Here is a 21496-nt window from a genome sequence, read left to right as displayed (position 1 = left end):
TTCATATTGCCGAGCGCAATATTGAGTTAAGAATGGCAACGAATTATTCGAGTATTTTGGTCGCGGTTACGAGCTTGCGAGAGAAAAACAAAGGTAGAGGATGCCGTATCCAATCGCTGCACAAGCGAGGATCATCGCCAGGCCGACCAGGGGAAAGCGATTCAAGGTCGCGTGCCCCTGTTTCGATCGAACTGAGCCCGTATTTTCTTTGTGATTTTGCAAGATCATCTCCTTATTTTTGCCGATGCCGTCATGGCATCCGGATAATGCAAATTCCGTACCCGCAGTACTTCAGGGGAAAATAACCATAATTTTCAAAGCCTTAGGTGGCTCGGACTGAAGTTCCGGCCGTGCCTTTGTAAGTATTTTCGACGCGCCTGCGCGTTGGCCTCTGGAGCTAATAGCCTAATGGCAACAAATGACTTGACTCGTTGTCAGAACAAGTTAGACTTTTGGAAACCCTCGTCACCTTGCGGCGGCAGGGGTTATTCATATCGACTGGAGACTTTCATGCGCCTTGCATCCCTGACGCTTGCCCTCGCTGGCTGGCTGGCATCCGCCGCCGCTCTCGCCGCCGACCCCAGCTTCTGCCACTCCGTCTGCGACAGCGAGCTGCGCGCCTGCAAGGCCGACGCCCAGCAGCTTGCCATGGAAGACCGCGAAGACCTGATCACGACAGCGGACAAGAACCCGATGGCGCGTACCGCCGCGCGGACCGGGGCGCCGACGCCGGTCGCCGCGCAAGCCGCCGAGCGCACGGCCCTGAGCAACCGGCGGGCCGGGCGCATGGCCGCCTGCGACACCACCTTCAAGCGCTGCGAGCGTTCGTGCAAAGCACCCGAGGCCAAGGCGCCGGCCTCGCCGATCTTCACGCCGCGCAAGAGCGGTTGAGGAGAGGGCCATGTCCGACTGGATGAACTGGCTGGTGGGCGCGGGGATCCTGGTGATCGCCGAACTTTTTACCGGTACCTTTTACCTGCTGATGATCGCCATCGGCCTGGCCTGCGGCGGCATCGCCGCGCTGCTGGGACTGTCGGGGCCGATCCAGACCCTGATCGCGGCCGCCACCGGCCTGGTCGCCACCAGCATCCTGCACCGCAGCCGCTTCGGCCGCCCGGCGAAGATCAGCGCCAGCCGCGACCAGAACGTGAACCTCGACATCGGCGGGCGCGTCAGCGTCCCGAGCTGGCAGAACGGCCGCGCGCGCGTGATGTACCGCGGCGCGCTGTGGGACGTGGAGCTGGGGCCCGGCGCGCTGGCGGAAGCGGGTGAGTACCGCATCGTCGAGGTGCAGGGCAACCGCCTGATCGTCTCGAATTCATAAGAACAACTAATAACTAGTACTCATCTATAAGGGATGCTCATGGAATTTTCGTTTGGCACCGTTGCGCTGGTCATCTTCATCATCGCCATCGTGTTCGTCTTCAAGACGATCAACGTCGTACCGCAGCAGCACGCCTGGGTGGTCGAGCGCCTCGGCAAGTACCACGCGACGCTGGCGCCGGGCCTGAACATCGTAATTCCCTTCATCGACCGCATCGCCTACAAGCACAGCCTGAAGGAGATCCCGCTCGATGTGCCGCCCCAGGTCTGCATCACCAAGGACAACACGCAGCTGCAGGTCGACGGCATCCTGTACTTCCAGGTGACCGACGCCATGCGTGCGTCCTACGGTTCCTCGAACTACATCCAGGCCATCACCCAGCTGGCGCAAACGACGCTGCGCTCGGTGATCGGCAAGATGGAGCTCGATAAAACCTTCGAGGAGCGCGACCACATCAACACCACCATCGTCAACGCGATCGACGAATCGGCCGCGAACTGGGGCGTGAAGGTGCTGCGCTACGAGATCAAGGACCTGACCCCGCCGGCCGAGATCCTGCATTCGATGCAGCGCCAGATCACGGCCGAACGCGAAAAGCGCGCCCTGATCGCGGCGTCCGAAGGCCGGCGCCAGGAACAGATCAACATCGCCAGCGGCGAACGCGAGGCGGCCATTGCACGCTCCGAAGGCGAACGCCAGGCCGCGATCAACCGCGCCCAGGGCGAAGCCAGCGCCATCGTCGCCCTGGCCGAAGCCAGCGCCTCGGCGCTGCGCCAGGTCGGCGCCGCGATCCGCGAGCCGGGCGGCGAAGACGCGATGAACCTGCGCGTGGCCGAGCATTACGTGGACGCCTTCGGCAACCTCGCCAAGACGAACAACTCGATCATCGTGCCGGCGAACCTGGGCGAGATGAGCGGCTTGATCGCCAGCGCGCTGCAGATCGTGAAGACCCAGAAATGACCCGTGTCGTCATCATTACCGGCGCCTCCGACGGCATCGGCGCCGAGATGGCGCGCCAGCTGGCGACCAAAGAGGGCGCAGGCATTGCGCTGGTGCTGGCGGCGCGCAACGCGGCCCAGCTGGACGCGGTTGCCGCCGAATGCGCCGCGCTTGGCGCGCAAACGATGACGGTGCCGACCGACGTCGGCGTGCAGATCCAGTGCCGCCGGCTCGTGATCGGCGCGGTGGAGCGCTTCGGCCGCATCGATGTCCTCGTCAACAACGCGGGCCGCTCGGCGCACGCGCTGTTCGAGGAAGTCGAGGACCTCGGCTGGTACGAGGAACTGATGCGCGTGAACCTGTGGGGCAGCGTCTGGTGCACCCAGGCCGCGCTGCCGCATTTGAAGAGCACGCGCGGCAGCATCGTCGCCGTGTCTTCGCTGGCGGGCCTGGTCGGCGTGCCGGGACGCACCGCCTACAGCGCCACCAAGTTCGCGATGACCGGTTTCTTCGAAGCGCTGCGGGCCGAGTTGAAAGGCGCGGGCGTCAGCGTGACGACGGCCTATCCGGGCGTGGTCGACACGAAGATCCGCTACCGCGGCTTCAATGCGCAAGGCGAGGCGGCGGGCGTGAGCGGCCTGAAGGAAGAGGGCGCGATGAGCGTCGAAGAATGCGCGCGCCTGATCATCGAGGGCATGAACGGGCGCAAGCGCGAAGTGGTGATGACGGCGAAGGGCAAGCTGGGACGCTTCCTCAAGCTGCTGGCGCCGGGCGTGGTCGAGAAGATCGCGCTGGCGGCGCTGAAGGACGACGTCAAGCCGCACTAGGTGGCGTGGACAGGAACGAATACGATGCGCCCCAAAACCGTCTTGATTGCCTTGCTGGCGCTGATGCTGGTGACCGGACTGGTGGAGCCGGTCGAGCCGGCGGCCGCCGTGTCGCCGCTGTGGTGGATCCTGCTTTCCGGCTTCCTGTCGAGCTTCCTGCCCTTCTACTGGTACCGGCTCGACAGCGAAGCGCGCCTCTTCCTGCCTTCGCGCTGGATGAGCACGGGCGTCGTTACGCTGACGCCGTTCGTGCTGCCCATCTACCTGCTGCGCACCCGCCCGCGCGGACAGCGCGCCCGGGCGCTGCTGCGCTATGCCGGCTTCTTCGTGCTGATGTTGCTGGCCACCATGGCCGGCGCCGTACTGCGCGTGGTCCTTGCGTAGGGGTGGGCGAGACTAATAGTCTCGCCCACGGTTTTACCGGGCACTCCGTGCCCACGCCGTCTCACAGGCCGCATAGCCCGTCTGTATGCGATTCGGTGGTGTGCAGTGCGTAGGGTGGGCGCCCCGTGCCCACCAAGATCGGCCTCGCGTTAGCTCATCATTTCGGTGGGCACGGGGCGCCCGGTGAATCCGTGGTCCAGGTCATTGGCCTGGACCACCCCTACGTCAGCAAGCGGAAAAGCCCGTCGATCAGAAGTCGATCGTTCCAGTGACGCTGACCGTGCGCGGCGCGCCCGCCACCAGGTAGCCGAAGCCCGGATAGCCGCCCGCCGACGCCCAGTAGTTCTTGTCGAGGACGTTGTCGACGCGCGCGCGCAGCGTCAGGTTGCGGTCGATGAAGCGCGTGCTCCAGGTGGCGCCGAGGTCCAGGCGCGTCCAGGACGGCACCTTCTGCAGGTTGGCCGCGTCGGCGAACTGGGTCGAGGTGTGCAGGGTGCGCGCGTTCAGCGACAGGCCTGGTACGCCCGGGACGTCCCAGTCGGCGCCGAGGTTGAACTGCATCTCCGGCACGCCGATCGCCTCGAAGCCGTCGAAGGCGCCGTCCAGGGTGCGGCGCTGTTCGCTGTCCAGCAGGGTGGCGCCGCCCAGCAGGCGCAGGCCGCGCGCCGGGGTGCCGAACACCGACAGCTCCAGGCCGCGGTTGCGCTGTTCGCCGAACAGGCCGAAGGTGTTATTGGCGACATAGGCTTGCGGCTGGCCGGTGGTGAACAGGGCCGCGCTGGCGCCGAACTTGCCGGCATCGACCTTCACGCCCACTTCCTTCTGGCGCGAGACGTAAGGCGCGAACACGGCGCCTTCGTTGGCGAGCGGCGGGCCGAAGCCGCCGCTGCTGGCGACCGTGCCGCGTTGCAGCGCTTCGATATAGTTCGCGTACAGCGACACGCCGGCAACGGGCTTGTAGACCAGGCCAGCGACCGGGGTGTTGGCGGTCGAATCGTATTCGGGCGAGGCGGCGCCGGTGCCGTAGGCATAGGCGGCGTCGCGAATGCGCTGGTGGCGCAGGCCCACCGTGAGCAGGACCTTGTCGCCGGCGAAGGACATCGTGTCGGCGATCGCGGCGCTCGAGAGGATGCTGCGCTGGACGCGCCCCGGGTTATTGAGGTCGCCGCCGGTGAAGAAGGCGTTCGACGGCGCCGCGGAGTCGACCGGGCGGTAGATGTTGGTGGCAAAGCCGCTGAAGTCGCTCATCGCGTAGGCATTGAGCTGCTCCATGTAGAAGCCCGAGGCCGTGGCCGACAGGCCGTGCTTGACGGCGCCGGTGCGGAGTTCTCCGCGCGCGCCGATTTCGCCGGTACGCACGCGGTCGACGCGGACGTTGTCGAAGCGGGTCATGGTCGCGCTGCCGTCGATGCCGGTGACGGTGGCCGACGACAGGACGTTCGACTCGTTGCCGCGGCGAGCGCCCAGCGCCGCCCAGGCGACGGCGCCGCCGGGCAGGTCCGCTTCCGCGCGCAGGGTGCCGAAGACGTCGCGCTCTTTCGACACGGTCCAGGGCTGGGCCCAGTTGCTGTCGGAGTCCGGCGCCTCGACGATCGGCAGGCCGGCGGCCACCGTCACGCTCGGGCGTGCATTGTCCAGCCGGTGGTTCTGGTAGCCGGCATCGGCCGACACGCGGAAGCCGCGGCCGCGGTAGTCGGCGCCGACCGAGAATACGCTCAGTTCGCGCTCTTCGCGGTCGATGGCGGTCTCGCCGTCGCGGCGCACGCCGTTGATGCGCAGGCCGACGCGGTCCTCGGGACCGAAGCGGCGCGCCAGGTCGAAGGCGCCGTACAGCTGGCCGCCGCTCTCGACGCCGACGCTCACCTGGTTCAGCGGCTTGTTCGGCGCACGTTTCGGCACCAGGTTGATCATGCCGCCGATGCCGCCGCCGCCCGGCGCCGCGCCGTTCACAAAACTGTTCGCGCCGCGGAAGACTTCCACGCGCTCCAGCAGTTCAGAGGCGACGAACTGGCGCGGCAGCAGGCCGTACAGGCCGTTGTAGGCCAGGTCGTCGGAATTCACGGCAAAGCCGCGGATCACATACAGCTCCTGGTAATTGCCGAAGCCGCGCGCGACGCGCACCGACGGATCGTTCTGCACCACGTCGGCGACGCTGCGCGCCTGCTGGTCCTGGATCAGGGCTTGCGTGTAGTTGGTGGTGTTGAAAGGCGTGTCCATCATGTCGACGTTGCCCAGCAGGCCGATGCGGCCGCCGCGCGCGACCTGGCCGCCGGCGTAGTCTTTCGGAAGGCCTTGCGCCGAGGCGTCGGCAGAGGCGGTGACGACGACGGTCTGGATGGGCTGGTCGGTGGTCTCTGGCTGGGTGGTCTGGGCGGAAGCATGACCGGCGGACAGGAGGAGGGCGCCGAGGGCGAGAGGAGTCAAACGAAACTGAGTCATAAGCCTTGTTCTTTTTGAAATGAGAATAATTATCATTATTATGCACGCATGGCTTGCGGCTGTAAATGAGAACCATTATTATCTGGACTCAACATCACAAACATCCCCATGTCATCGCATTCCCTACGCCGCTGGTCCTGGATCCACAAATGGAGCAGCCTGGTCTGCACCGTCTTCATGCTGCTGCTGTGCCTGACCGGCCTGCCGCTGATCTATCACCACGAGATCGGCCATTTGCTGGGCAACGACGTCGAGGCGCCGGCCTTGTCGTCGGAGTTGGCTGCGAATCCGCCGCGCGCGAACATCGACGAGGTGATCGGCGCCGCCCGCGCCCTGTATCCGAACAAGCTGACGATGTACATCTCGCAGGAGATCGACGAGCCGGCGATCTGGAACGTGACCCTGGGCGACACGCCGAACGACGAACACTACAAGCCGATCGCGGTCGATGCGCGCACGGCGAAAGTCATCGTCGAACCGGCCTTCGAGGGCGGCGCCTTCATGTCGACCATGTTCCGCCTGCACGTGGACCTGTTCGCGGGCCTGCCGGGCAAGCTCTTCCTCGGTTTCATGGGGCTGCTGCTGTTGGTTGCGATCGTCAGCGGCGTGGTGCTGTACGCGCCCTTCATGCGCAAGCTCGATTTCGGCACGGTGCGCCACGGCCGCACAGAGCGCCTGAAGTGGCTCGATCTGCACAACCTGCTCGGCATCGTCACGCTGGTGTGGGCGCTGGTGGTCGGCGCGACCGGCATGGTCAACACCTGGGCCGACGTCTTGCTGAAATACTGGCAGGCGACCGAGATCGCCGACATGCTCGCGCCCTACAAAGGCGCGCCGCCGCCCGCGACGCTGGCCTCGATGGACGCGGCGGTCAAATTGGCCGAACGGGTCTCGCCCGGCATGCAGGTTGGCTTCGTCGCCTTCCCCGGCACGCCCTTCGCCAGTCCGCATCACTACGGCGTCTACATGCGCGGCAACGAGGCCTTCAGTTCGCGCCTGTACAAGCCGGTGCTGATCGACGCCCAGACCGGGGCGATCACCGACCAGCGCGAGCTGCCCTGGTACCTGACGGCGCTGCTGATCTCGCAGCCGCTGCACTTCGGCGACTACGGAGGCGGCTGGATGAAGCTCCTGTGGGCGCTGCTCGACGTCGCCACCATCGTGGTGCTGGGCAGCGGCCTGTATCTGTGGGTCCAGCGTGGACGCGCCGTAAAGCGGCACGCGCAGGCTGTGGCGCAGCAGACTCCGGAAATCAAGCAGGCCGCGCCGGCACTGGCGCGCAGTGGAGAAGGACGATGAACGCAGCATTCATGAAACTCTGGGGCATGCCGATCCTGCTGGGCGTGCTCACCACCGTCGGCCTGGTCAGCGCGCTGCTGGGCGACGGGATCTGGGACATCGTGTCCGCTTTCGCGCTCGGCATTCCCGTGCTGCTGGGGCTCTGGCACAGCCTGCGCGGCTGGAAGCTTAAGCCGCGCTGAAGTCATGTTCGTGTTGACTGAAGCTTAAGTCTTTCCAAAGGATTCGCCCGTATAACGGTGGCCATACCAACCACCACCCATCGGGAGACGCCAGTGAAAAAACTCATCCGCGACAACAAAGGCCTGATCGCTTTCCTGCTGCTGTTCGGCGTGTTCCGAACGGCGGTCGCGGACTGGAACCCGATTCCCTCGTCGTCGATGCGGCCCAACCTGCTCGAGGGCGACGTCGTCTTCGTGAACCGCCTCGCCTTTGACCTCAAGATGCCGCTGACCGACACCATCGTCACCCACACCGGCGAGCCGCAGCGCGGCGACGTCGTCACCTTCAGTTCGCCCACGGACGGCACGCGCCTGATCAAGCGCCTGGTGGCGCTGCCGGGCGACGTGGTCGAGTTGCGCAACGAGATGTTGATCATCAACGGCAAACAGGCACAGTACGACGCCGTGCAGCAGGTGATGGAGCCGATCGGCCAGGTCGAGGTGCCGGCGCTGCGCATCAGCGAGCACCTTGACGGACGCCAGCGCCGCGTCCAGTTCATCCCGAAGATCGACACGCAAGCCCGCAACTTTGGCCCCGTGACGGTGCCGCCCGGCCAGTACATGATGTTGGGCGATAACCGCGACAACAGCCACGACTCGCGCTACATCGGCTTCGTGCCGCGCAATCTCCTGATCGGCCGCGCCGAACGCGTGCTGGTGTCGGCCGACACGCTCACCAACTGGGCGCCGCGCTTCCACCGCTTCGGGATGTCGCTGCGCGACTGAGCTGTTACGCGTGGAGTCAGGACTCCACGCGGGCTTTACTCAGCGCTGCGCGATCGGCGCCGAGCCGACGACGACCCAGGCCAGGCCCGGGGCGGGCAGATAACTCATCAGCATATCGTCGCCATATTCGCCGCGGTTGAAGTCCATGCGGACGTTGCCGTCACCCGAGGCGAAGCGGTAGGGCGCGACCGCGACCAGGCGGATCGGCCGCTGCTCATCGATGGTCGCGTCGATGTAGCGCGACGTGGTGCGCACCTTCAGGTACCAGCCGTTCGACATCTCATAGCTGCCGCCGATCTTCTCAGCCTGTTCGGGCCGGATGCGCATGATCTTGGCCGGAGCCGTCACCTGGACGGTGGAGATAGCCGCCGTGTCGGCCGGCGGGTAGGGTGTGGTCTGGGCCTGCGCGCTCGAGAGGGGCAGGAGCAGCGTGGCCGGAAGCAGCAAAGCCATGGGGCGCATGATGGTTTCTCCATGAAAAAGTGAAAAAGCCTTGGACAATTCAGTCTAGGGCGGCGCCCCGTGTTCACAAGCTGCGGCAGTGCAGCATCACGAAACTGTCTCGATTCGGCCGAAGGCAGATCGAGGCGGAATGAGGGGCGCCGGCCGGGAAGAGGGGGCGCCGATGCCCTGACGCAAATCTCTGTACAATCCCGCCTCTCCCGCTTCACTGAAAGTCCCCGATGTACAGAGTTCTTACCGTCGTCCTGGCCTGCCTCGGCATGGCCGGGGCCCTTGCCATCGACACCTATCTGCCTTCGATGCCGGCCATCGGCCGCGACTTCGGCGTCGGCAACGTGGCCGTCCAGCAGACCCTGTCGGTCTTCCTGTTCTGCTTTGCCTTCATGATGCTGTTCTACGGCACGCTGTCCGATTCCTTCGGCCGCCGCCGCGTGATCCTGGTCGCGCTCGTGCTGTACACGATCGGCTCGGTGGGCGCGGCCTTTGCGCCGAGCTTCGGCTTCCTGCTGGCCTGCCGCGCGCTGCAGGGCCTGTCGGCCGGCGCCGGTTCCGTGATCGGCCAGGCCATCGTGCAGGACCGCCTGAAGGGCCACGAGGCCCAGAAGATGATGTCGAACATCATGATGGTGTTCGGCCTGGCGCCGGCCATCGCGCCGATCGTCGGCGGCTGGCTGCACGTGCACTTCGGCTGGCGCTCGACCTTCTGGTTCCTGGCCGGCTTCGGCCTGCTGCTGATCGTGATGACCCTGCGCCTGCTGCCGGAGAGCCTGCCGGTCGAGAAGCGCCAGCCTTTCCATCCGGGGACGATCGCCGCCAATTACATGAAGGTGCTGCGTCATCCGCAGTTCCTGCTGCTGTCGCTGTCGGTCGGTCTCGCCTTCGGCGGTCTGTCGCTGTACATCGGGTCCGCCGCGAACTTCGTGATGGTGATCCTGGGCCTGCCGGAGACGGCCTTTGCCTGGATGTTCATTCCGCTGATCGGCGGCATGGTGCTTGGGTCGGCCTGGGGCGGCAAGCGTGCCGCGCACATGCCGGCGGGGCGCCTGAAGTGGATCGGTTTCGGCACCATGCTGGCAGCCTGCGTGCTGAACATCGGCTACAACGCCTTCTTCAAGGCGGAGATTCCGTGGGCGGTGCTGCCGCTGGCCGTCTATACCTTCGGTCTGGCCGTCGCGATGCCGGCGGTGCAGATGACGGCGCTCGGGCTGTTTCCCGATAACCGCGGGCTGGCCTCGTCGATGCTGGGGTTTATCCAGATGATGTCGTTTGCGCTGGTGTCGGGGCTGGTGGCGCCGATCCTGTTCGATAGCGCTTTCAAACTGGCGTGCGGGGTGGGAGTGGGCTTGGTGCTGAGTTTTGGGGCGTGGAGGGCCAGTAAGCTGGCTTGAAGCAGGTAGCTGCTTGGACGGTGTACCGCGTGGAGTCGGGACTCCACCCTACGAATAGCAATGAATCGTAGGGTGGAGTCCCGACTCCACGCGTTTACGTACGTGCGATTATCGCCGGTGCGTCTTCATCGCCGACGCCACCTCGCGCTTGGCATCCCGATCCTTCTCGGTCGCCCGCTTGTCGTGCTGCTTCTTGCCCTTGGCAAGGCCGACTTCGCATTTCACACGGCCCCCCTTGTAGTGCAGATTGAGCGGCACCAGCGTATAGCCCGAGCGCTCCACCTTGCCGCGCAGCTTGTCGATCTCGGCGCGGTGCAGCAGCAGCTTGCGGGTACGCAGCGCCTCGGGGTGGCTGAAGGAGGAGGCCGTCGTCAGGGCGCTGACGTGGCAGCCGAACAGGAACAGCTCGTCCCCGCGCACGACCACGTAGGCTTCCTTGATGTTGACGCGTCCTTCGCGGATGGCCTTGACTTCCCAGCCCTCGAGCACCAGGCCCGCCTCGTAACGGTCCTCGATGAAGTAGTCGAAAAATGCTTTTTTATTGTCAGCGATGCTCATGAAATAGCGAAAATCCGCGGGTCGGTTAAACTAGCGCTGCCGCGCCCGGGTTTTTAACCCTCTTGGCGCAAAATGCAACTTATCCAACATCATAACAAACGGTTGACCAATGGCAGTAGTGCACAAATCAGTTTTCTTGGGCTACAGCGCTGAACAGATGTTCGATCTGGTGGCGAAAGTGGAAGATTATCCGAAGTTCCTGCCCTGGTGCAGCGGCGTGAAAGTCCTCGAACGCACGGAGGACAAGCTGGTCGCCACCCTCGGCGTCAATTTCCACGGCGTCAAGCAGAGCTTTACCACCTCGAACCACAACATGCGGCCGACGCAGATGAAGATGCACCTCGTCGACGGCCCTTTCAAGGTGCTGGAAGCGACCTGGACGTTCAAGTCCCTGCGTGAGGATGCCTGCAAGATCGATTTCGACATGCACTACGAGTTCTCCAGCATCATCCTCGAGCAGCTGGTCGGTCCCGTGTTCGGCATGATCGCCAACACCATGGTCGATTCCTTCTCCAAGCGCGCCGAGGCGATCTATGGATGATCTGTTCCCGGTCGTGATCTGCTACGCCAGGCCGCAGCAGGAATTCCTGCAGCCGCTGCAGGTGGCGCCGGGCACGACCATCGGACAGGCGATCGAGGCCAGCGGGGTGCTGGCCGCCTTTCCGGAAATCAACCTGGTGACCCAGCCGGTCGGGATTTTTGCCAAGAAGAAGACGCTGGAGACGGTCCTGCGTGCCAACGACCGCATCGAAATCTACCGTCCGCTGATTGCCGACCCGAAGGATTCGCGCCGCAAGCGCGCGGCGAAAAAAGAGGCGGTGGCAGCCAGGCCGGCCGCCTGAACCCGCCTAAGCCGGGAAAAATGTCTATGCAACTCACATAATTGTTGCAATACAGCAAAAAAGCGGGCGCAAGCCCGTTTTTGTTTGCTACTATCCCAGCCGAGCCTCTGAACCCATCAAATCCGGCATTTCGCATCGAACGAAACGCAAGCGTCCGGACCGTGCGCGTCATCGGAGGGAGCCGGCGTCCGCGCTGCCGTTCATCCTGATTGTCGCCGCCGATGCTGAGTGCCCTGAGTCTATTGCTGGTAACCACCGCCTTGTCCGTCGTGATGCTGTTCGTCCTGTCCTCGCTGAAGGGCAGCGGCGTCGAAGGCGTGCGCGAGTGGGGGCAGGGCAACGCGATGGCCGTGCTGGCGCTGCTGCTGTTCGCCTCGCGCGGCGTGCTGCCGGATGTGCTCTCGATCGAAGGCGCGAACCTGCTGTTCATCGCCTCGGTCGCGCTGATGCTGGCCGGTTTCCGGCGCCACCTCGGCCAGCGGGTGCCGACGCGGCCGCTGCTGCTGGGCGGCGCGGCGGCCATGGCCTGCCTCGTCTTCTTCCACCACGGCGTCGACTCGCTGCCGATGCGCACGGTGGCGGTGTCGATATACCACTTCAGCGTGTACGTGGCGATCGGCCGCACCATCCCCGCTTCGCCCGAGCCGCGCCTGCGCTATCCCTACCTGTTCACCCGGCGCGCCGCCTTCGTGCTCGGCACCGTGCACGCCTGCCGCGGCATCTTCTACGCCCTGCAGGTCGGCGAGACGCTGCGCTTCCTCGAGCCGGCTCCCTACAACCTGGCCTTCTTCGCCATCGGCACGCTGGCGCTGCCGGCCCTGACCCTGGGCGCGGTGATGATGGCGAACGCGCGCGTAATCCGCGAGACGGCCTATGCCGCCGACCACGACCACCTGACCGGCGCCTGGTCGCGCCGCGCCTTCTTCAATTTCGCCGAGCACGAGCACGCGCGGGCGGCGCGCATCGGCAGCAGCCTGTCGCTGCTGGTATTCGACGCCGACCATTTCAAGCGCGTCAACGACACCCATGGCCACGCCACGGGAGACCGCGTGCTGCGCGACATCGTGATCCACGCGCAGGAAGTGATCCGCAAGATCGACTATTGCGCCCGGCTCGGGGGAGAAGAATTCGCCGTACTGCTGCCCGACGCCAATCACCAGACGGCAATGGACGTCGCCGCGCGCCTGCGTACGGCGCTCGACCGCTCGCTGCACCTGGCGCCCTCGACCCTGCCGGTCGGCTATACGGTGAGCATCGGCGTGGCCACGCTGGCGCCCGGCGAGACCCTGGCCGAGCTGATGGCGCGCGCCGACGCAGCGCTCTACGTGGCCAAGGCGGACGGGCGCAACCGGGTGGTCAGCGCGCCCATGCCGCCGCGCCTGGTGCCGGTGCCCGAGCGCCGCGAGTGGCGGTAGGGTGGGCACTCCGTGCCCACGCGGTACACCCGATGCACATCGAAACGCAATATTCAACGGTGTGGTGTGCAAAGGCACGACCGCGTGGGGCCGTTGAGGCCAATGGCCTCAACGGCGGCTTCACTACGGAGTGCCCACCCTACTAACGGCAGTCCTGTAGCTGACGCGCGGTGCGTTCGGCCGCAGCAGCGCGCTCGGCATCGCTCAGGTAGCGTTTCTCTCCCTTTGCATCCACTTCGGTGACCCGGATACCCGACTGATAAACGCGCTGGTTCTTGCGCAGCCCTTCGCACTGCTCGGCACGTGCGGCGGCGCGTTGCGCTTCGGCCTGCGACTTCGCTTCGCCTTCGCCGCGTTCCTTGGCGCGCTTGCGGTAGTCGGCCTCGCGCTCGGCCAGGGTCGGCGTCTTCGGCTTGTCCGCCGGCGTCGCTTCAGGCGACTCCTGCGCGGGCGCCGCACGTCCCGGGGCTTTCAGGATCTTGGAAGCCGGCGTACCAGGAGGCGGCGGCTGATCGGAATACTGGCGCGTGCCGTTCGGCCCGATCCAGACGAACTGGGCCTGCGCGGCGCCCGCGCAGCAGAACAGGAGCAGGGCGGCAAGGCGGGATGAACGGGAGCGAAGCATATTCAAAAAGTTTCCTGTGGGTACGATCTGAGATTTCCTCACGATTCGTCCGGCCTGTCAATGAAACCCGCCCAAATGGTCTTTTTTAGCCAACGTGCGTCGCCTTTCGCTGCTTTCTGTATAATTCGCTTTTGCGCCTATAGGAAAATGCTATGCGTCTACTCCAAAAAGCACTCACGTTCGATGATGTGCTGCTCGTCCCGGCCTACTCCAATGTTCTTCCGGCCGACACCTCCCTTCGCACCAAGCTGACTCGCAACATCACGCTCAACATCCCGCTGCTTTCCGCCGCGATGGACACCGTGACCGAAGCCCGCCTGGCCATCGCGATGGCGCAGGAGGGCGGCATCGGCATCGTCCACAAGAACCTGAAGCCTGCGGACCAGGCGCGCGAAGTGGCGCGTGTGAAACGTTTCGAAGCCGGCGTGCTGCGCGACCCGATCACGGTCCCGCCGAACATGAAGATCCGCGACGTCATCGCCCTGCAGCACCAGCACGGCTTCAGCGGCTTCCCTGTCGTCGAAGGCAACCAGGTGGTCGGCATTATCACCAACCGCGACCTGCGTTTCGAAGAAGACCTCGACGCCGAAACCCGCACCAAGATGACCCCGCGCGAAAAACTCGTCTACGTCAACGAGGAAGCGGACACCGAGGAAGCCAAGCGCCTGATGAACAAGCACCGCCTCGAGCGCGTGCTGGTCGTCAACAGCGCCTTCGAGCTGCGCGGCCTGATCACTGTGAAAGACATCCTCAAATCGCACGAGCACCCGTTCGCATCGAAAGACGCGCAGGGCAAGCTGCTGGTCGGCGCCGCCGTCGGCGTGGGCGAGAAGGACAAGGAACGCGTCGAGCTGCTGGTCAATGCCGGCGTCGACGTGCTGGTGGTCGACACCGCCCACGGCCACTCGCAAGGCATCCTTGACCGCGTGAAATGGATCAAGGACACCTACCCGCAAGTGGAAGTCATCGGCGGCAACATCGCCACGGCAGCCGCCGCCAAGGCGCTGGTCGAGGCCGGTGCGGATGCTGTCAAGGTCGGCATCGGTCCTGGCTCGATCTGCACCACCCGTATCGTCGCCGGCGTCGGCGTGCCGCAGATCACCGCGATCTCGAACGTGGCCGAAGCCTTGGCGGGCACGGGCGTCCCCTGCATCGCCGACGGCGGCATCCGCTTCTCGGGCGACATCTCCAAGGCGCTCGCAGCAGGCGCCTCGACCGTCATGATGGGCTCGATGTTCGCCGGCACCGAAGAAGCGCCGGGCGAAGTCATCCTCTACCAGGGCCGCAGTTATAAATCCTACCGCGGCATGGGTTCCCTGGGCGCGATGGCCGAAGGCTCGGCCGACCGCTACTTCCAGGACGCGCAGGCGAAAGCCGAGAAGTTCGTGCCGGAAGGTATCGAAGGCCGCGTTGCTTATAAGGGCAGCGTCCTCGCGATCATCTACCAGCTGGTCGGCGGCGTACGCCAGTCGATGGGCTACTGCGGCTGCGCGACGATCGACGAACTGCGCGAAAAGGCGGAATTCGTCGAGATCACCTCGGCGGGCATGCGCGAATCGCACGTCCACGACGTCCAGATCACCAAGGAAGCGCCGAACTACCGTTCGGAATAAGCAAAAAGCGGCCCTTCGCGGGCCGCTTTTTTACATATGCTTTTTGTGGCTGATGATGATCGGCCACGAATCGTATGGGGTCATTGATGCCAATGGCATCAATGACGTGTTTACCGGACTCGGTCCACGCGGTATCACCACATGAATGCCCGCGACGTATCACCCTTCCGCGACCACAGAATTACTACTTTTTGACTGCCTCAATGCACTCCAAAATCCTCATCCTCGACTTCGGCTCCCAGGTCACCCAACTGATCGCCCGCCGCGTCCGCGACGCCGGCGTCTTCTCCGAAGTCTTCCCCTACGACGTCGACGAAGCATTCGTCCGCAACTACGGCGCCTCCGGCGTCATCCTCTCCGGCAGCCACAACAGCACGCTGGAAGGCGACTCCCCGCGCGCCCCGCAAGCCGTCTTCGAACTCGGCGTGCCGGTGCTCGGCATCTGCTACGGCATGCAAACCATGGCCGCCCAGCTCGGCGGCAAGGTCGAAAACGGCAAGGTCCGCGAATTCGGCTACGCCGAAGTGCGCGCCCGTGGCCACACCAAACTGCTGAACGGTATCAACGACTTCGTGACAAGCGAAGGCCACGGCATGCTGAAAGTCTGGATGAGCCACGGCGACAAGGTGCTGGACATGCCGGAAGGCTTCAAGCTGATGGGCTCCACCGACAGCTGCCCGATCGCCGCCATGGCCGACGAAGAGCGCCGCTTCTACGCGCTGCAGTTCCACCCGGAAGTCACCCACACCACGCAAGGCGAAGCCATCATCGGCCGCTTCGTGCACGAGATTTGCGGCTGCAAATCCGACTGGAACATGCCCGACTACATCGGCGAAGCCGTCGAGAAGATCCGCGCGCAAGTCGGCACCGACGAGGTCATCCTGGGTCTCTCGGGCGGCGTCGACTCCAGCGTCGCCGCAGCCCTGATCCACCGCGCCATCGGCGACCAGCTGACCTGCGTCTTCGTCGACCACGGCCTGCTGCGCAAGGACGAGGGCAAGATGGTGATGGACATGTTCTCGAAGAACCTGGGCGTCAAGGTCATCCGCATCGACGCCGAACAGCAGTTCCTCGGCCACCTGTCCGGCGTGAACGATCCGGAGCAGAAGCGCAAGATCATCGGGCGCGAATTCGTCGAAGTCTTCCAGGTGGAAGCAGGCAAGCTGACCAATGCGAAGTGGCTGGCCCAAGGCACGATCTACCCGGACGTGATCGAATCGGCAGGGAAGGGCAAGAAGGGACAAACCATCAAGAGCCACCACAACGTGGGCGGCCTGCCGGAAACCCTGAACCTGAAACTGCTGGAACCGCTGCGCGAACTGTTCAAGGACGAAGTGCGCAAGCTCGGCGTCGCGCTGGGCCTGCCGCACAACATGGTCTACCGCCACCCGTTCCCGGGCCCGGGACTGGGCGTGCGCATTCTGGGTGAAGTGAAGAAGGAATTCGCCGACCTGCTGCGCGAAGCCGACGCCATCTTCATCGAAGAACTGCGCAACACCCCGTTCGAACTCCCGCCGGTGGCCGGCATCGACGCTGGCAAGGCGCCGGTGAACTGGTACGAAGCGACCAGCCAGGCCTTCGCCGTGTTCCTGCCGGTGAAATCGGTGGGCGTGATGGGCGACGGACGTACCTACGAGTACGTGGTTGCACTGCGCGCCGTGCAGACGCTGGACTTCATGACGGCGCAGTGGGCGCATTTGCCGCACTCGCTGCTGGGCAAAGTGTCGAACCGGATCATCAACGAGGTGCGCGGGATTAATCGCGTTGTTTATGATATTTCGGGGAAGCCGCCGGCGACGATTGAGTGGGAATAGCTTATAAGCCCGGCAGTAGCTAGCAAGCTCAAGCATTAGATCGATCGAAAGCCCCTGATTTCAGGGGCTTTTGCGCTTTCTAACGCGGGAGGCCTTGGTAGTGACGCCGCGTCAAGACGAGAATCTCCTGCGATATCTCGGTCGGCTCAACTTCCGTTGCCGTGCGCTCTGCTCTTTGCGGCTACTACCGTCAGTGCAATATCCAATCCCGCCAAACTGGCTCCAAGCCCGAAGGTCAGCCATCCTCCGGTTTGATAATTGCTGAATACGTTTCCCGCCTGGGCAATTTTGTCCTCTGCTATGCAGAATGTGATCGCTTCGCGTAAAAATAATGAGGTCATGCCGACCGTAAACCGACCACGTAACAGAGTCTGCTTACCAATTTAAGCACCGGTTCCATAAGGTCGTCATAGGTCTCTGGTCGAAGATATGCGGCCGAAATCAATGCAACAGGAATGCCAAGCAAAAACACTAAAACCGTAGAATCGAACGTCATCGATGTTCTTTAGGAAGCCTCGCAAAGCGAAACCGATATTCTATGCCTAGACGTATACTTTTGCACTTGCGAAATTGACTTGTTCAAAGTGACATAGTTGGACATCATACGTATGCGGGTTAAATTATTGAGCACATCTTTCGTTCTTTTGCCAGCACACTCAACCTAAGAGAGGGCAGGGCATGAAACTTACCACGTTCGTTGACATTGCCGGCAGAATCAGCCAAGACGCGCGAGAAGCTGATCGGATCACCGCAGCTGCCATTTGTTTACCAGGAGGGGCGCTCGACCATATTCGGAAACAGGTGCCTAAGGAACTGCCGAAGTGGCGAAACGCTACGGACGAAGACGTGCGCCTCGTTGTAGACGTTGTGCTTCGGGAAGCTCTTGGTGTGGGTGTCTATTCAGTCGAGAAAACTGCTCCTGCGTGGGACACTTTTTGGGCGGAGGCATTTCACATGCGGGCGGAGACGCGCGGTAAGATCAGCTTCATTAAAGCGCCGTACCAAATCAAGTGCCTTATGTTCGGTAGGTCGACGACCTTAGCGTGCGCAATGGCAATCAAAAGCGGAAACGTGGTGCGCTCTGCGGCTCGGCAGCGGGGTCTCTCCACGGCTGAAATTCTAGTTCTCGATGACGAGATCGATGGGGTCGACAATGTTGCCGTCTTCAAGAGTATTTGGGAACGCATGAACGGACAACAACTGCTGACCGAATCGCTGGGCATTAGGCGCAACTTTGTGGACGTGCGACTAATGACCGAGCAGCAAGACCCTTTACTGCTACTGGCTGACTACGTGGCTGGCATTGGGCACGCGTCCGCTAGCAGGGCTGACGTACTCGTAGCCAGCAGGGTGGGCACGGAGTGCGTACGCCGGCAGCAAGAGCGCCTAATTCGAGTACCCCAATATCACTTCATACGAAAGCCATTCGCGCTCAAGTTCTCAGAAATCCTTGCTATGGGGTAAGAATAACGGTGTCCGGAGAGTTTGTATATTTCCGCCATAAGTAGCTGATCGCCGAGATGGGTGAGCGAGTCAGGCGAGAGGTTAGGACTGACGTTGGGGCACGGTCCTGGGGTAAGTTAAACGAAGAGCCTGATTGATCTTGGCAACCGGGGCTCAACGAGCACTTGCATCAATGTTTTATACATTGATATGAAAAAGCAATTTCACCGTGTCGTGCCCACCGCGAGTGACTCGAAGCAGAGACTCAACAACATCGGCGGTGAGTTTGTCAAAGTGTCCCAGATCGAAGTCGGCAAGCTGACTAAGACCAAGCTGCCCAGCCGAAGCATGATTATCGGGATGTGATCGAACCGGTAGGGGAGAGCAAGAAGAGGGGATGCCTAAATGAGATCTACTATTGCGTGGCTTGGCTAGTGTCAAGCCACGCAACCGAAAAGGTAGAATCAGACGGGGTAGAGGTCAGCTTTTCGACCGGAGATGCTCCTAGTCACTGACATGCAACCATATTACAATACATCGGTTGGAGATGCAACATAGTTGTTATGACCTCGCTTCTCACTCCTCTTGAAAAAAATTGCAAAATGACAAAAAAGCCGCTCCAGGAATTATTCGATGCGATGTACCATGGGAAGCTTGTATTTGATGAGTTTCTGACAAGTCCGTTGGCCCAGAACTACGAAGTGATTTCAGAAGGCGGAAACGGGAAACGTAGAATTTTAAAACCTAAAGACAAGTTTAAGGAATTTCATCGATTTCTGAATCTTTTTTTAATCGAATTCTTACCAGTTAATGAGCGCGTTGTTTTTTCGTACCGAAAAGGCGTTGGCCCACTAAACGCCGTCGAGAAACATCAAAGAGGTCGACATTTTTTTCAGACCGATATAGTGTCGTTCTTCGGCTCAATAGACCAGTCGTTGACGCGTCGCATAATATGCGAAGGTGCAAAGTATTCGCCGATTTCCGATATAGAAAAATATATTGATCGGATTATCGAAATGATTTGTATTGATGACTCGTTGCCAATCGGTTTCCCGGCATCGGCGCCATTGAGTAATTGCGTTCTATTTGATTTCGATAACGCTCTCGAAAAATATTGCGATGAGCATGAACTCGTTTACTCAAGATATTCTGACGACATCATCGTATCGGCACAAAGCCCCGACGAGATATTCAATATCGTCGATGTGATTGCGCGGAATTTGCGTGAGCTGGTTTCCCCAAGGCTCGACATTAATCGAGCGAAAACACGTTTTTTCAAAGTTGGTGGCCGCATTTCTCTGTTAGGAATGATGATATTGCCAAACGGAAAAATCAGTCCAGACACAAGAAGGAAAACAGATCTCGAAGTTATGCTTCACTATTATTCTACTGATCGTGCTCGATTCCGTTCGCTCATGGAAAAAAAGAAGCCTAATCTTAGTGAGGATGACTACGAAGATTTTCTAAGTGGGCACTTGAACTATGTTGATTCCATTGATAAGGATTACACTGATAAGCTCAGGAAAAAATTTGGAACTACAACCATTGATTCGCTAATCCATAAAGGCTTCGCCAAGAGAAAATGAAGCTAGAGATATCTATCAACAATGTGCAGCAAATACGAAATCTTGCATACAGCGTTGACCTTTCTGATCGACCGATTGTTTGTATTGCTGGACGAAACGGTTCTGGCAAAACAACCTTAGTAAAGGTGATCAAGAACTTAATCAGTGCGGACACATTTGTAAAGACTAGTGCAAGCCGAATCTTTCGCGAGGGCAGCAGTATTAGTTACCGTGTCGACGGAACAAATGTAGTATTCAAATATGATAGCGAAAAAAGGAAATTAGAATCGAGGGATGTAGTGCCGTACAGATTACGCCGCGCTATCTCGGTAGAACTGCCGATTCCACATGGCGATCGATTCAATTTCTTTGAGCAGATTCGCGAAATGGATACGGCAATACGAAGCCAAATTGTTATGCAGCGCTTCAGTCGACCTGTTGAGTTAATTGAATTCCTGTCGAATGTTTATGAAACTCAGAAGTTCAACGATCTCGTGCAAGTGAACGTAAAAAGCGTTCCATATTACGTAATAGCATTCCCCGACAGCTACTATTTGCGCGAAGATTATTTCAGCTCGGGCGAATACTTTCTCATAAATTTGTACCGCCGGATAACAGCCGGTTATTCGGCGATATTCATCGACGAAATCGATATATCCCTTGACGCGGCAGCTCAGGTCAGATTGGTTGAGTGGTTGCGGAAGTTTCATTATAAGTACAAAACAACTTTCGTTTTCACTACGCATTCGTTAGCTATGATGAGGATGCTCAGTTCCGATGAGCTGTATTACATGGCCACAGTCGGTAGCGGTGCCACAACCATTGAGCCCAGGTCGTACGCTTACATCAAAAGCACGTTGTTTGGCTTCACTGGTTGGGATAAATATATCCTTACAGAAGACACGGTTTTAAAAGAGTTTCTGGATTTCTTTATCCTCAAGTTCTGCAAACCGTCATTTTTTCAGTTTAAGACGATCTTCGTTGGTGGCGGAACTAACACAACGAGTCTCATGCAACGCAATGCAACAGAGAAATTCTTTTCGAAGGAGGCGCAGGACGTAATCGTTGTGCTAGACGGTGATCAACGCAATAAGCGCCACGCCAGAGATCTAAATGTATTTTGTATTCCGGTGGAAAGTATCGAGAAGGAGCTGTTGTCTAGATGTCTCTTGGGGGAGTTTTGGGATATTAAAAAATTCCAGGCCTTGATAGAGGACCATGAGCGTCTTCTGGCTTACTTGCAAAAGAATTCCTTTGTTGCAAGGAAAAATCCGTTTGCTTTAGCTTTTTTTAGTTTCCTACTAATATTCAGAAAGCGTCCACTTTTGCGGCGGAAAGTTACTGTGGCGCGAGGACTCCCTGCCTCGGAGAAGGATTTTAAATTTGCCGGGAAGCGATTGTACAAGCACCTAATAGATAACAAGATATATGCTAGTTCTGAAATTTTTGGCTTTATCGTAAAGAAGAACGGAAATCAGATAACGAAGCTTCAAAGTGACATAGAGAATTTTTTATCTTAGTGCGCCAATGATCAATTTGCTTTTGCGCGAAACCAGCAATTAGACTACGCATCGCGTCCATCAACGGGAAGCTCAGCGCCAGGCCGACCCAA

General features: G+C 60.8%; 21 protein-coding genes. 17 read left to right on the top strand and 4 right to left on the bottom strand.

The genetic code is table 11. The features are described 5' to 3' along the window. The first annotated feature begins 510 nt into the window (after nucleotides 1–510). From ACFPQ5_RS11605 to ACFPQ5_RS11585, 5 genes are read left to right on the top strand one after another with little or no spacing between them, the layout of a single operon-like run. Nucleotides 511–891, top strand: a complete 381-nt coding sequence (locus tag ACFPQ5_RS11605; protein WP_379755273.1) for a hypothetical protein — start codon at nucleotides 511–513, stop codon at nucleotides 889–891. Between the two features lie 10 nt (nucleotides 892–901). Then, a complete protein-coding gene (locus ACFPQ5_RS11600; RefSeq protein WP_379755270.1) occupies nucleotides 902–1324 on the top strand; it encodes an NfeD family protein in 423 nt (140 codons plus the stop codon). Nucleotides 1325–1363: 39 nt separating this feature from the next. Next, nucleotides 1364–2284, top strand: a complete 921-nt coding sequence (locus ACFPQ5_RS11595) for an SPFH domain-containing protein (protein ID WP_379755267.1) — start codon at nucleotides 1364–1366, stop codon at nucleotides 2282–2284. Continuing rightward, entirely contained in the window at nucleotides 2281–3090 is an 810-nt protein-coding gene (locus ACFPQ5_RS11590) for an SDR family oxidoreductase (protein WP_379755264.1), read from the top strand. The genes ACFPQ5_RS11595 and ACFPQ5_RS11590 overlap by 4 nt, the downstream gene beginning before the upstream one ends. A gap of 24 nt (nucleotides 3091–3114) precedes the next feature. After that, nucleotides 3115–3474 carry a hypothetical protein gene (locus ACFPQ5_RS11585; RefSeq protein ID WP_379755261.1) on the top strand — a complete coding sequence of 120 codons (360 nt, stop codon included), beginning with the start codon at nucleotides 3115–3117 and terminating at the stop codon, nucleotides 3472–3474. Nucleotides 3475–3723: 249 nt separating this feature from the next. On the opposite strand, the gene ACFPQ5_RS11580 is transcribed toward ACFPQ5_RS11585, so the two are convergent. Continuing rightward, nucleotides 3724–5913, bottom strand: a complete 2190-nt coding sequence (locus ACFPQ5_RS11580; RefSeq protein WP_379755258.1) for a TonB-dependent receptor — start codon at nucleotides 5911–5913, stop codon at nucleotides 3724–3726. 108 nt (nucleotides 5914–6021) lie between these two features. Between ACFPQ5_RS11580 and ACFPQ5_RS11575 the strand changes: the two genes are divergently transcribed. The 3 genes from ACFPQ5_RS11575 (at nucleotide 6022) to lepB (ending at nucleotide 8159) form a co-directional block, all read left to right on the top strand. Then, on the top strand, nucleotides 6022–7212 hold the full coding sequence (locus ACFPQ5_RS11575) for a PepSY-associated TM helix domain-containing protein (protein WP_379755255.1): 1191 nt from the start codon (nucleotides 6022–6024) through the stop codon (nucleotides 7210–7212). Then, nucleotides 7209–7394, top strand: coding sequence for a hypothetical protein (locus ACFPQ5_RS11570; protein WP_379755252.1), 186 nt, complete (start codon nucleotides 7209–7211; stop codon nucleotides 7392–7394). The genes ACFPQ5_RS11575 and ACFPQ5_RS11570 overlap by 4 nt, the downstream gene beginning before the upstream one ends. Nucleotides 7395–7487: 93 nt before the next feature. Beyond that, nucleotides 7488–8159 (top strand): signal peptidase I, encoded by a 672-nt coding sequence (gene lepB, locus ACFPQ5_RS11565; RefSeq protein ID WP_379755249.1) that lies wholly within the window; start codon nucleotides 7488–7490, stop codon nucleotides 8157–8159. A 39-nt stretch (nucleotides 8160–8198) separates the two neighbouring features. Here the strand turns inward: lepB and ACFPQ5_RS11560 are convergent, their stop codons facing one another. Continuing rightward, nucleotides 8199–8612, bottom strand: coding sequence for a hypothetical protein (locus ACFPQ5_RS11560; protein WP_379755246.1), 414 nt, complete (start codon nucleotides 8610–8612; stop codon nucleotides 8199–8201). Between the two features lie 230 nt (nucleotides 8613–8842). Here ACFPQ5_RS11560 and ACFPQ5_RS11555 point away from each other — a divergent pair, with 230 nt between their 5' ends. Then, nucleotides 8843–10009, top strand: coding sequence for a multidrug effflux MFS transporter (locus ACFPQ5_RS11555; RefSeq protein ID WP_379755243.1), 1167 nt, complete (start codon nucleotides 8843–8845; stop codon nucleotides 10007–10009). Between the two features lie 108 nt (nucleotides 10010–10117). Here ACFPQ5_RS11555 and smpB read toward each other — a convergent pair whose 3' ends face one another. Further along, a complete protein-coding gene (smpB, locus tag ACFPQ5_RS11550) occupies nucleotides 10118–10567 on the bottom strand; it encodes an SsrA-binding protein SmpB (RefSeq protein ID WP_136221348.1) in 450 nt (149 codons plus the stop codon). A gap of 109 nt (nucleotides 10568–10676) precedes the next feature. Between smpB and ACFPQ5_RS11545 the strand changes: the two genes are divergently transcribed. The 3 genes from ACFPQ5_RS11545 (at nucleotide 10677) to ACFPQ5_RS11535 (ending at nucleotide 12824) form a co-directional block, all read left to right on the top strand. Continuing rightward, entirely contained in the window at nucleotides 10677–11108 is a 432-nt protein-coding gene (locus ACFPQ5_RS11545; RefSeq protein WP_379755240.1) for a type II toxin-antitoxin system RatA family toxin, read from the top strand. Further along, nucleotides 11101–11409, top strand: coding sequence for an RnfH family protein (locus ACFPQ5_RS11540; protein WP_379755237.1), 309 nt, complete (start codon nucleotides 11101–11103; stop codon nucleotides 11407–11409). The genes ACFPQ5_RS11545 and ACFPQ5_RS11540 overlap by 8 nt, the downstream gene beginning before the upstream one ends. 242 nt (nucleotides 11410–11651) lie before the next feature. Continuing rightward, nucleotides 11652–12824 carry a GGDEF domain-containing protein gene (locus ACFPQ5_RS11535; RefSeq protein WP_379755234.1) on the top strand — a complete coding sequence of 391 codons (1173 nt, stop codon included), beginning with the start codon at nucleotides 11652–11654 and terminating at the stop codon, nucleotides 12822–12824. Between the two features lie 142 nt (nucleotides 12825–12966). On the opposite strand, the gene ACFPQ5_RS11530 is transcribed toward ACFPQ5_RS11535, so the two are convergent. Then, nucleotides 12967–13449, bottom strand: coding sequence for a DUF4124 domain-containing protein (locus ACFPQ5_RS11530; protein ID WP_379760085.1), 483 nt, complete (start codon nucleotides 13447–13449; stop codon nucleotides 12967–12969). A gap of 152 nt (nucleotides 13450–13601) precedes the next feature. On the opposite strand from ACFPQ5_RS11530, the gene guaB reads away from it, so the two are divergent. From guaB to ACFPQ5_RS11505, 5 genes are all read left to right on the top strand, one after another. After that, nucleotides 13602–15062 (top strand): IMP dehydrogenase, encoded by a 1461-nt coding sequence (guaB, locus tag ACFPQ5_RS11525; protein ID WP_379755231.1) that lies wholly within the window; start codon nucleotides 13602–13604, stop codon nucleotides 15060–15062. A gap of 203 nt (nucleotides 15063–15265) precedes the next feature. Continuing rightward, the gene (gene guaA / locus ACFPQ5_RS11520; RefSeq protein ID WP_379755228.1) at nucleotides 15266–16876 is read left to right on the top strand and encodes a glutamine-hydrolyzing GMP synthase; all 1611 of its coding nucleotides are present in this window, start codon (nucleotides 15266–15268) and stop codon (nucleotides 16874–16876) included. 678 nt (nucleotides 16877–17554) lie between these two features. Next, the gene (locus tag ACFPQ5_RS11515; RefSeq protein ID WP_379755225.1) at nucleotides 17555–18340 is read left to right on the top strand and encodes a hypothetical protein; all 786 of its coding nucleotides are present in this window, start codon (nucleotides 17555–17557) and stop codon (nucleotides 18338–18340) included. A gap of 542 nt (nucleotides 18341–18882) precedes the next feature. Further along, a complete protein-coding gene (locus ACFPQ5_RS11510) occupies nucleotides 18883–19905 on the top strand; it encodes a reverse transcriptase domain-containing protein (RefSeq protein ID WP_379755221.1) in 1023 nt (340 codons plus the stop codon). Continuing rightward, nucleotides 19902–21404, top strand: coding sequence for an AAA family ATPase (locus ACFPQ5_RS11505; RefSeq protein WP_379755218.1), 1503 nt, complete (start codon nucleotides 19902–19904; stop codon nucleotides 21402–21404). The genes ACFPQ5_RS11510 and ACFPQ5_RS11505 overlap by 4 nt, the downstream gene beginning before the upstream one ends. Nucleotides 21405–21496: the final 92 nt, after the last annotated feature.

The organism is Massilia suwonensis, assembly GCF_042655665.1.
Classification (GTDB): Bacteria; Pseudomonadota; Gammaproteobacteria; order Burkholderiales; family Burkholderiaceae_D; genus Telluria; species Telluria suwonensis.
Note: the sequence above shows the minus strand (reverse complement) of the source record. Positions and strands in the feature narration are given on the sequence as shown.

What these genes read in the sequence shown, in the direction of transcription:
- ACFPQ5_RS11600 (WP_379755270.1), top strand. Translation starts at nt 902, where the DNA reads ATGTCCGACTGGATGAACTGGCTGGTGGGCGCGGGGATCCTGGTGATC.
- ACFPQ5_RS11545 (WP_379755240.1), top strand. Translation starts at nt 10,677, where the DNA reads ATGGCAGTAGTGCACAAATCAGTTTTCTTGGGCTACAGCGCTGAACAG.
- ACFPQ5_RS11585 (WP_379755261.1), top strand. Translation starts at nt 3,115, where the DNA reads ATGCGCCCCAAAACCGTCTTGATTGCCTTGCTGGCGCTGATGCTGGTG.
- ACFPQ5_RS11540 (WP_379755237.1), top strand. Translation starts at nt 11,101, where the DNA reads ATGGATGATCTGTTCCCGGTCGTGATCTGCTACGCCAGGCCGCAGCAG.
- ACFPQ5_RS11590 (WP_379755264.1), top strand. Translation starts at nt 2,281, where the DNA reads ATGACCCGTGTCGTCATCATTACCGGCGCCTCCGACGGCATCGGCGCC.
- ACFPQ5_RS11605 (WP_379755273.1), top strand. Translation starts at nt 511, where the DNA reads ATGCGCCTTGCATCCCTGACGCTTGCCCTCGCTGGCTGGCTGGCATCC.
- guaB (WP_379755231.1), top strand. Translation starts at nt 13,602, where the DNA reads ATGCGTCTACTCCAAAAAGCACTCACGTTCGATGATGTGCTGCTCGTC.
- smpB (WP_136221348.1), bottom strand. Translation starts at nt 10,567, where the DNA reads ATGAGCATCGCTGACAATAAAAAAGCATTTTTCGACTACTTCATCGAG.
- ACFPQ5_RS11580 (WP_379755258.1), bottom strand. Translation starts at nt 5,913, where the DNA reads ATGACTCAGTTTCGTTTGACTCCTCTCGCCCTCGGCGCCCTCCTCCTG.
- ACFPQ5_RS11510 (WP_379755221.1), top strand. Translation starts at nt 18,883, where the DNA reads ATGACCTCGCTTCTCACTCCTCTTGAAAAAAATTGCAAAATGACAAAA.
- ACFPQ5_RS11575 (WP_379755255.1), top strand. Translation starts at nt 6,022, where the DNA reads ATGTCATCGCATTCCCTACGCCGCTGGTCCTGGATCCACAAATGGAGC.
- guaA (WP_379755228.1), top strand. Translation starts at nt 15,266, where the DNA reads ATGCACTCCAAAATCCTCATCCTCGACTTCGGCTCCCAGGTCACCCAA.
- ACFPQ5_RS11555 (WP_379755243.1), top strand. Translation starts at nt 8,843, where the DNA reads ATGTACAGAGTTCTTACCGTCGTCCTGGCCTGCCTCGGCATGGCCGGG.
- ACFPQ5_RS11515 (WP_379755225.1), top strand. Translation starts at nt 17,555, where the DNA reads ATGAAACTTACCACGTTCGTTGACATTGCCGGCAGAATCAGCCAAGAC.
- ACFPQ5_RS11570 (WP_379755252.1), top strand. Translation starts at nt 7,209, where the DNA reads ATGAACGCAGCATTCATGAAACTCTGGGGCATGCCGATCCTGCTGGGC.
- ACFPQ5_RS11505 (WP_379755218.1), top strand. Translation starts at nt 19,902, where the DNA reads ATGAAGCTAGAGATATCTATCAACAATGTGCAGCAAATACGAAATCTT.
- ACFPQ5_RS11595 (WP_379755267.1), top strand. Translation starts at nt 1,364, where the DNA reads ATGGAATTTTCGTTTGGCACCGTTGCGCTGGTCATCTTCATCATCGCC.
- ACFPQ5_RS11530 (WP_379760085.1), bottom strand. Translation starts at nt 13,449, where the DNA reads ATGCTTCGCTCCCGTTCATCCCGCCTTGCCGCCCTGCTCCTGTTCTGC.
- ACFPQ5_RS11560 (WP_379755246.1), bottom strand. Translation starts at nt 8,612, where the DNA reads ATGGCTTTGCTGCTTCCGGCCACGCTGCTCCTGCCCCTCTCGAGCGCG.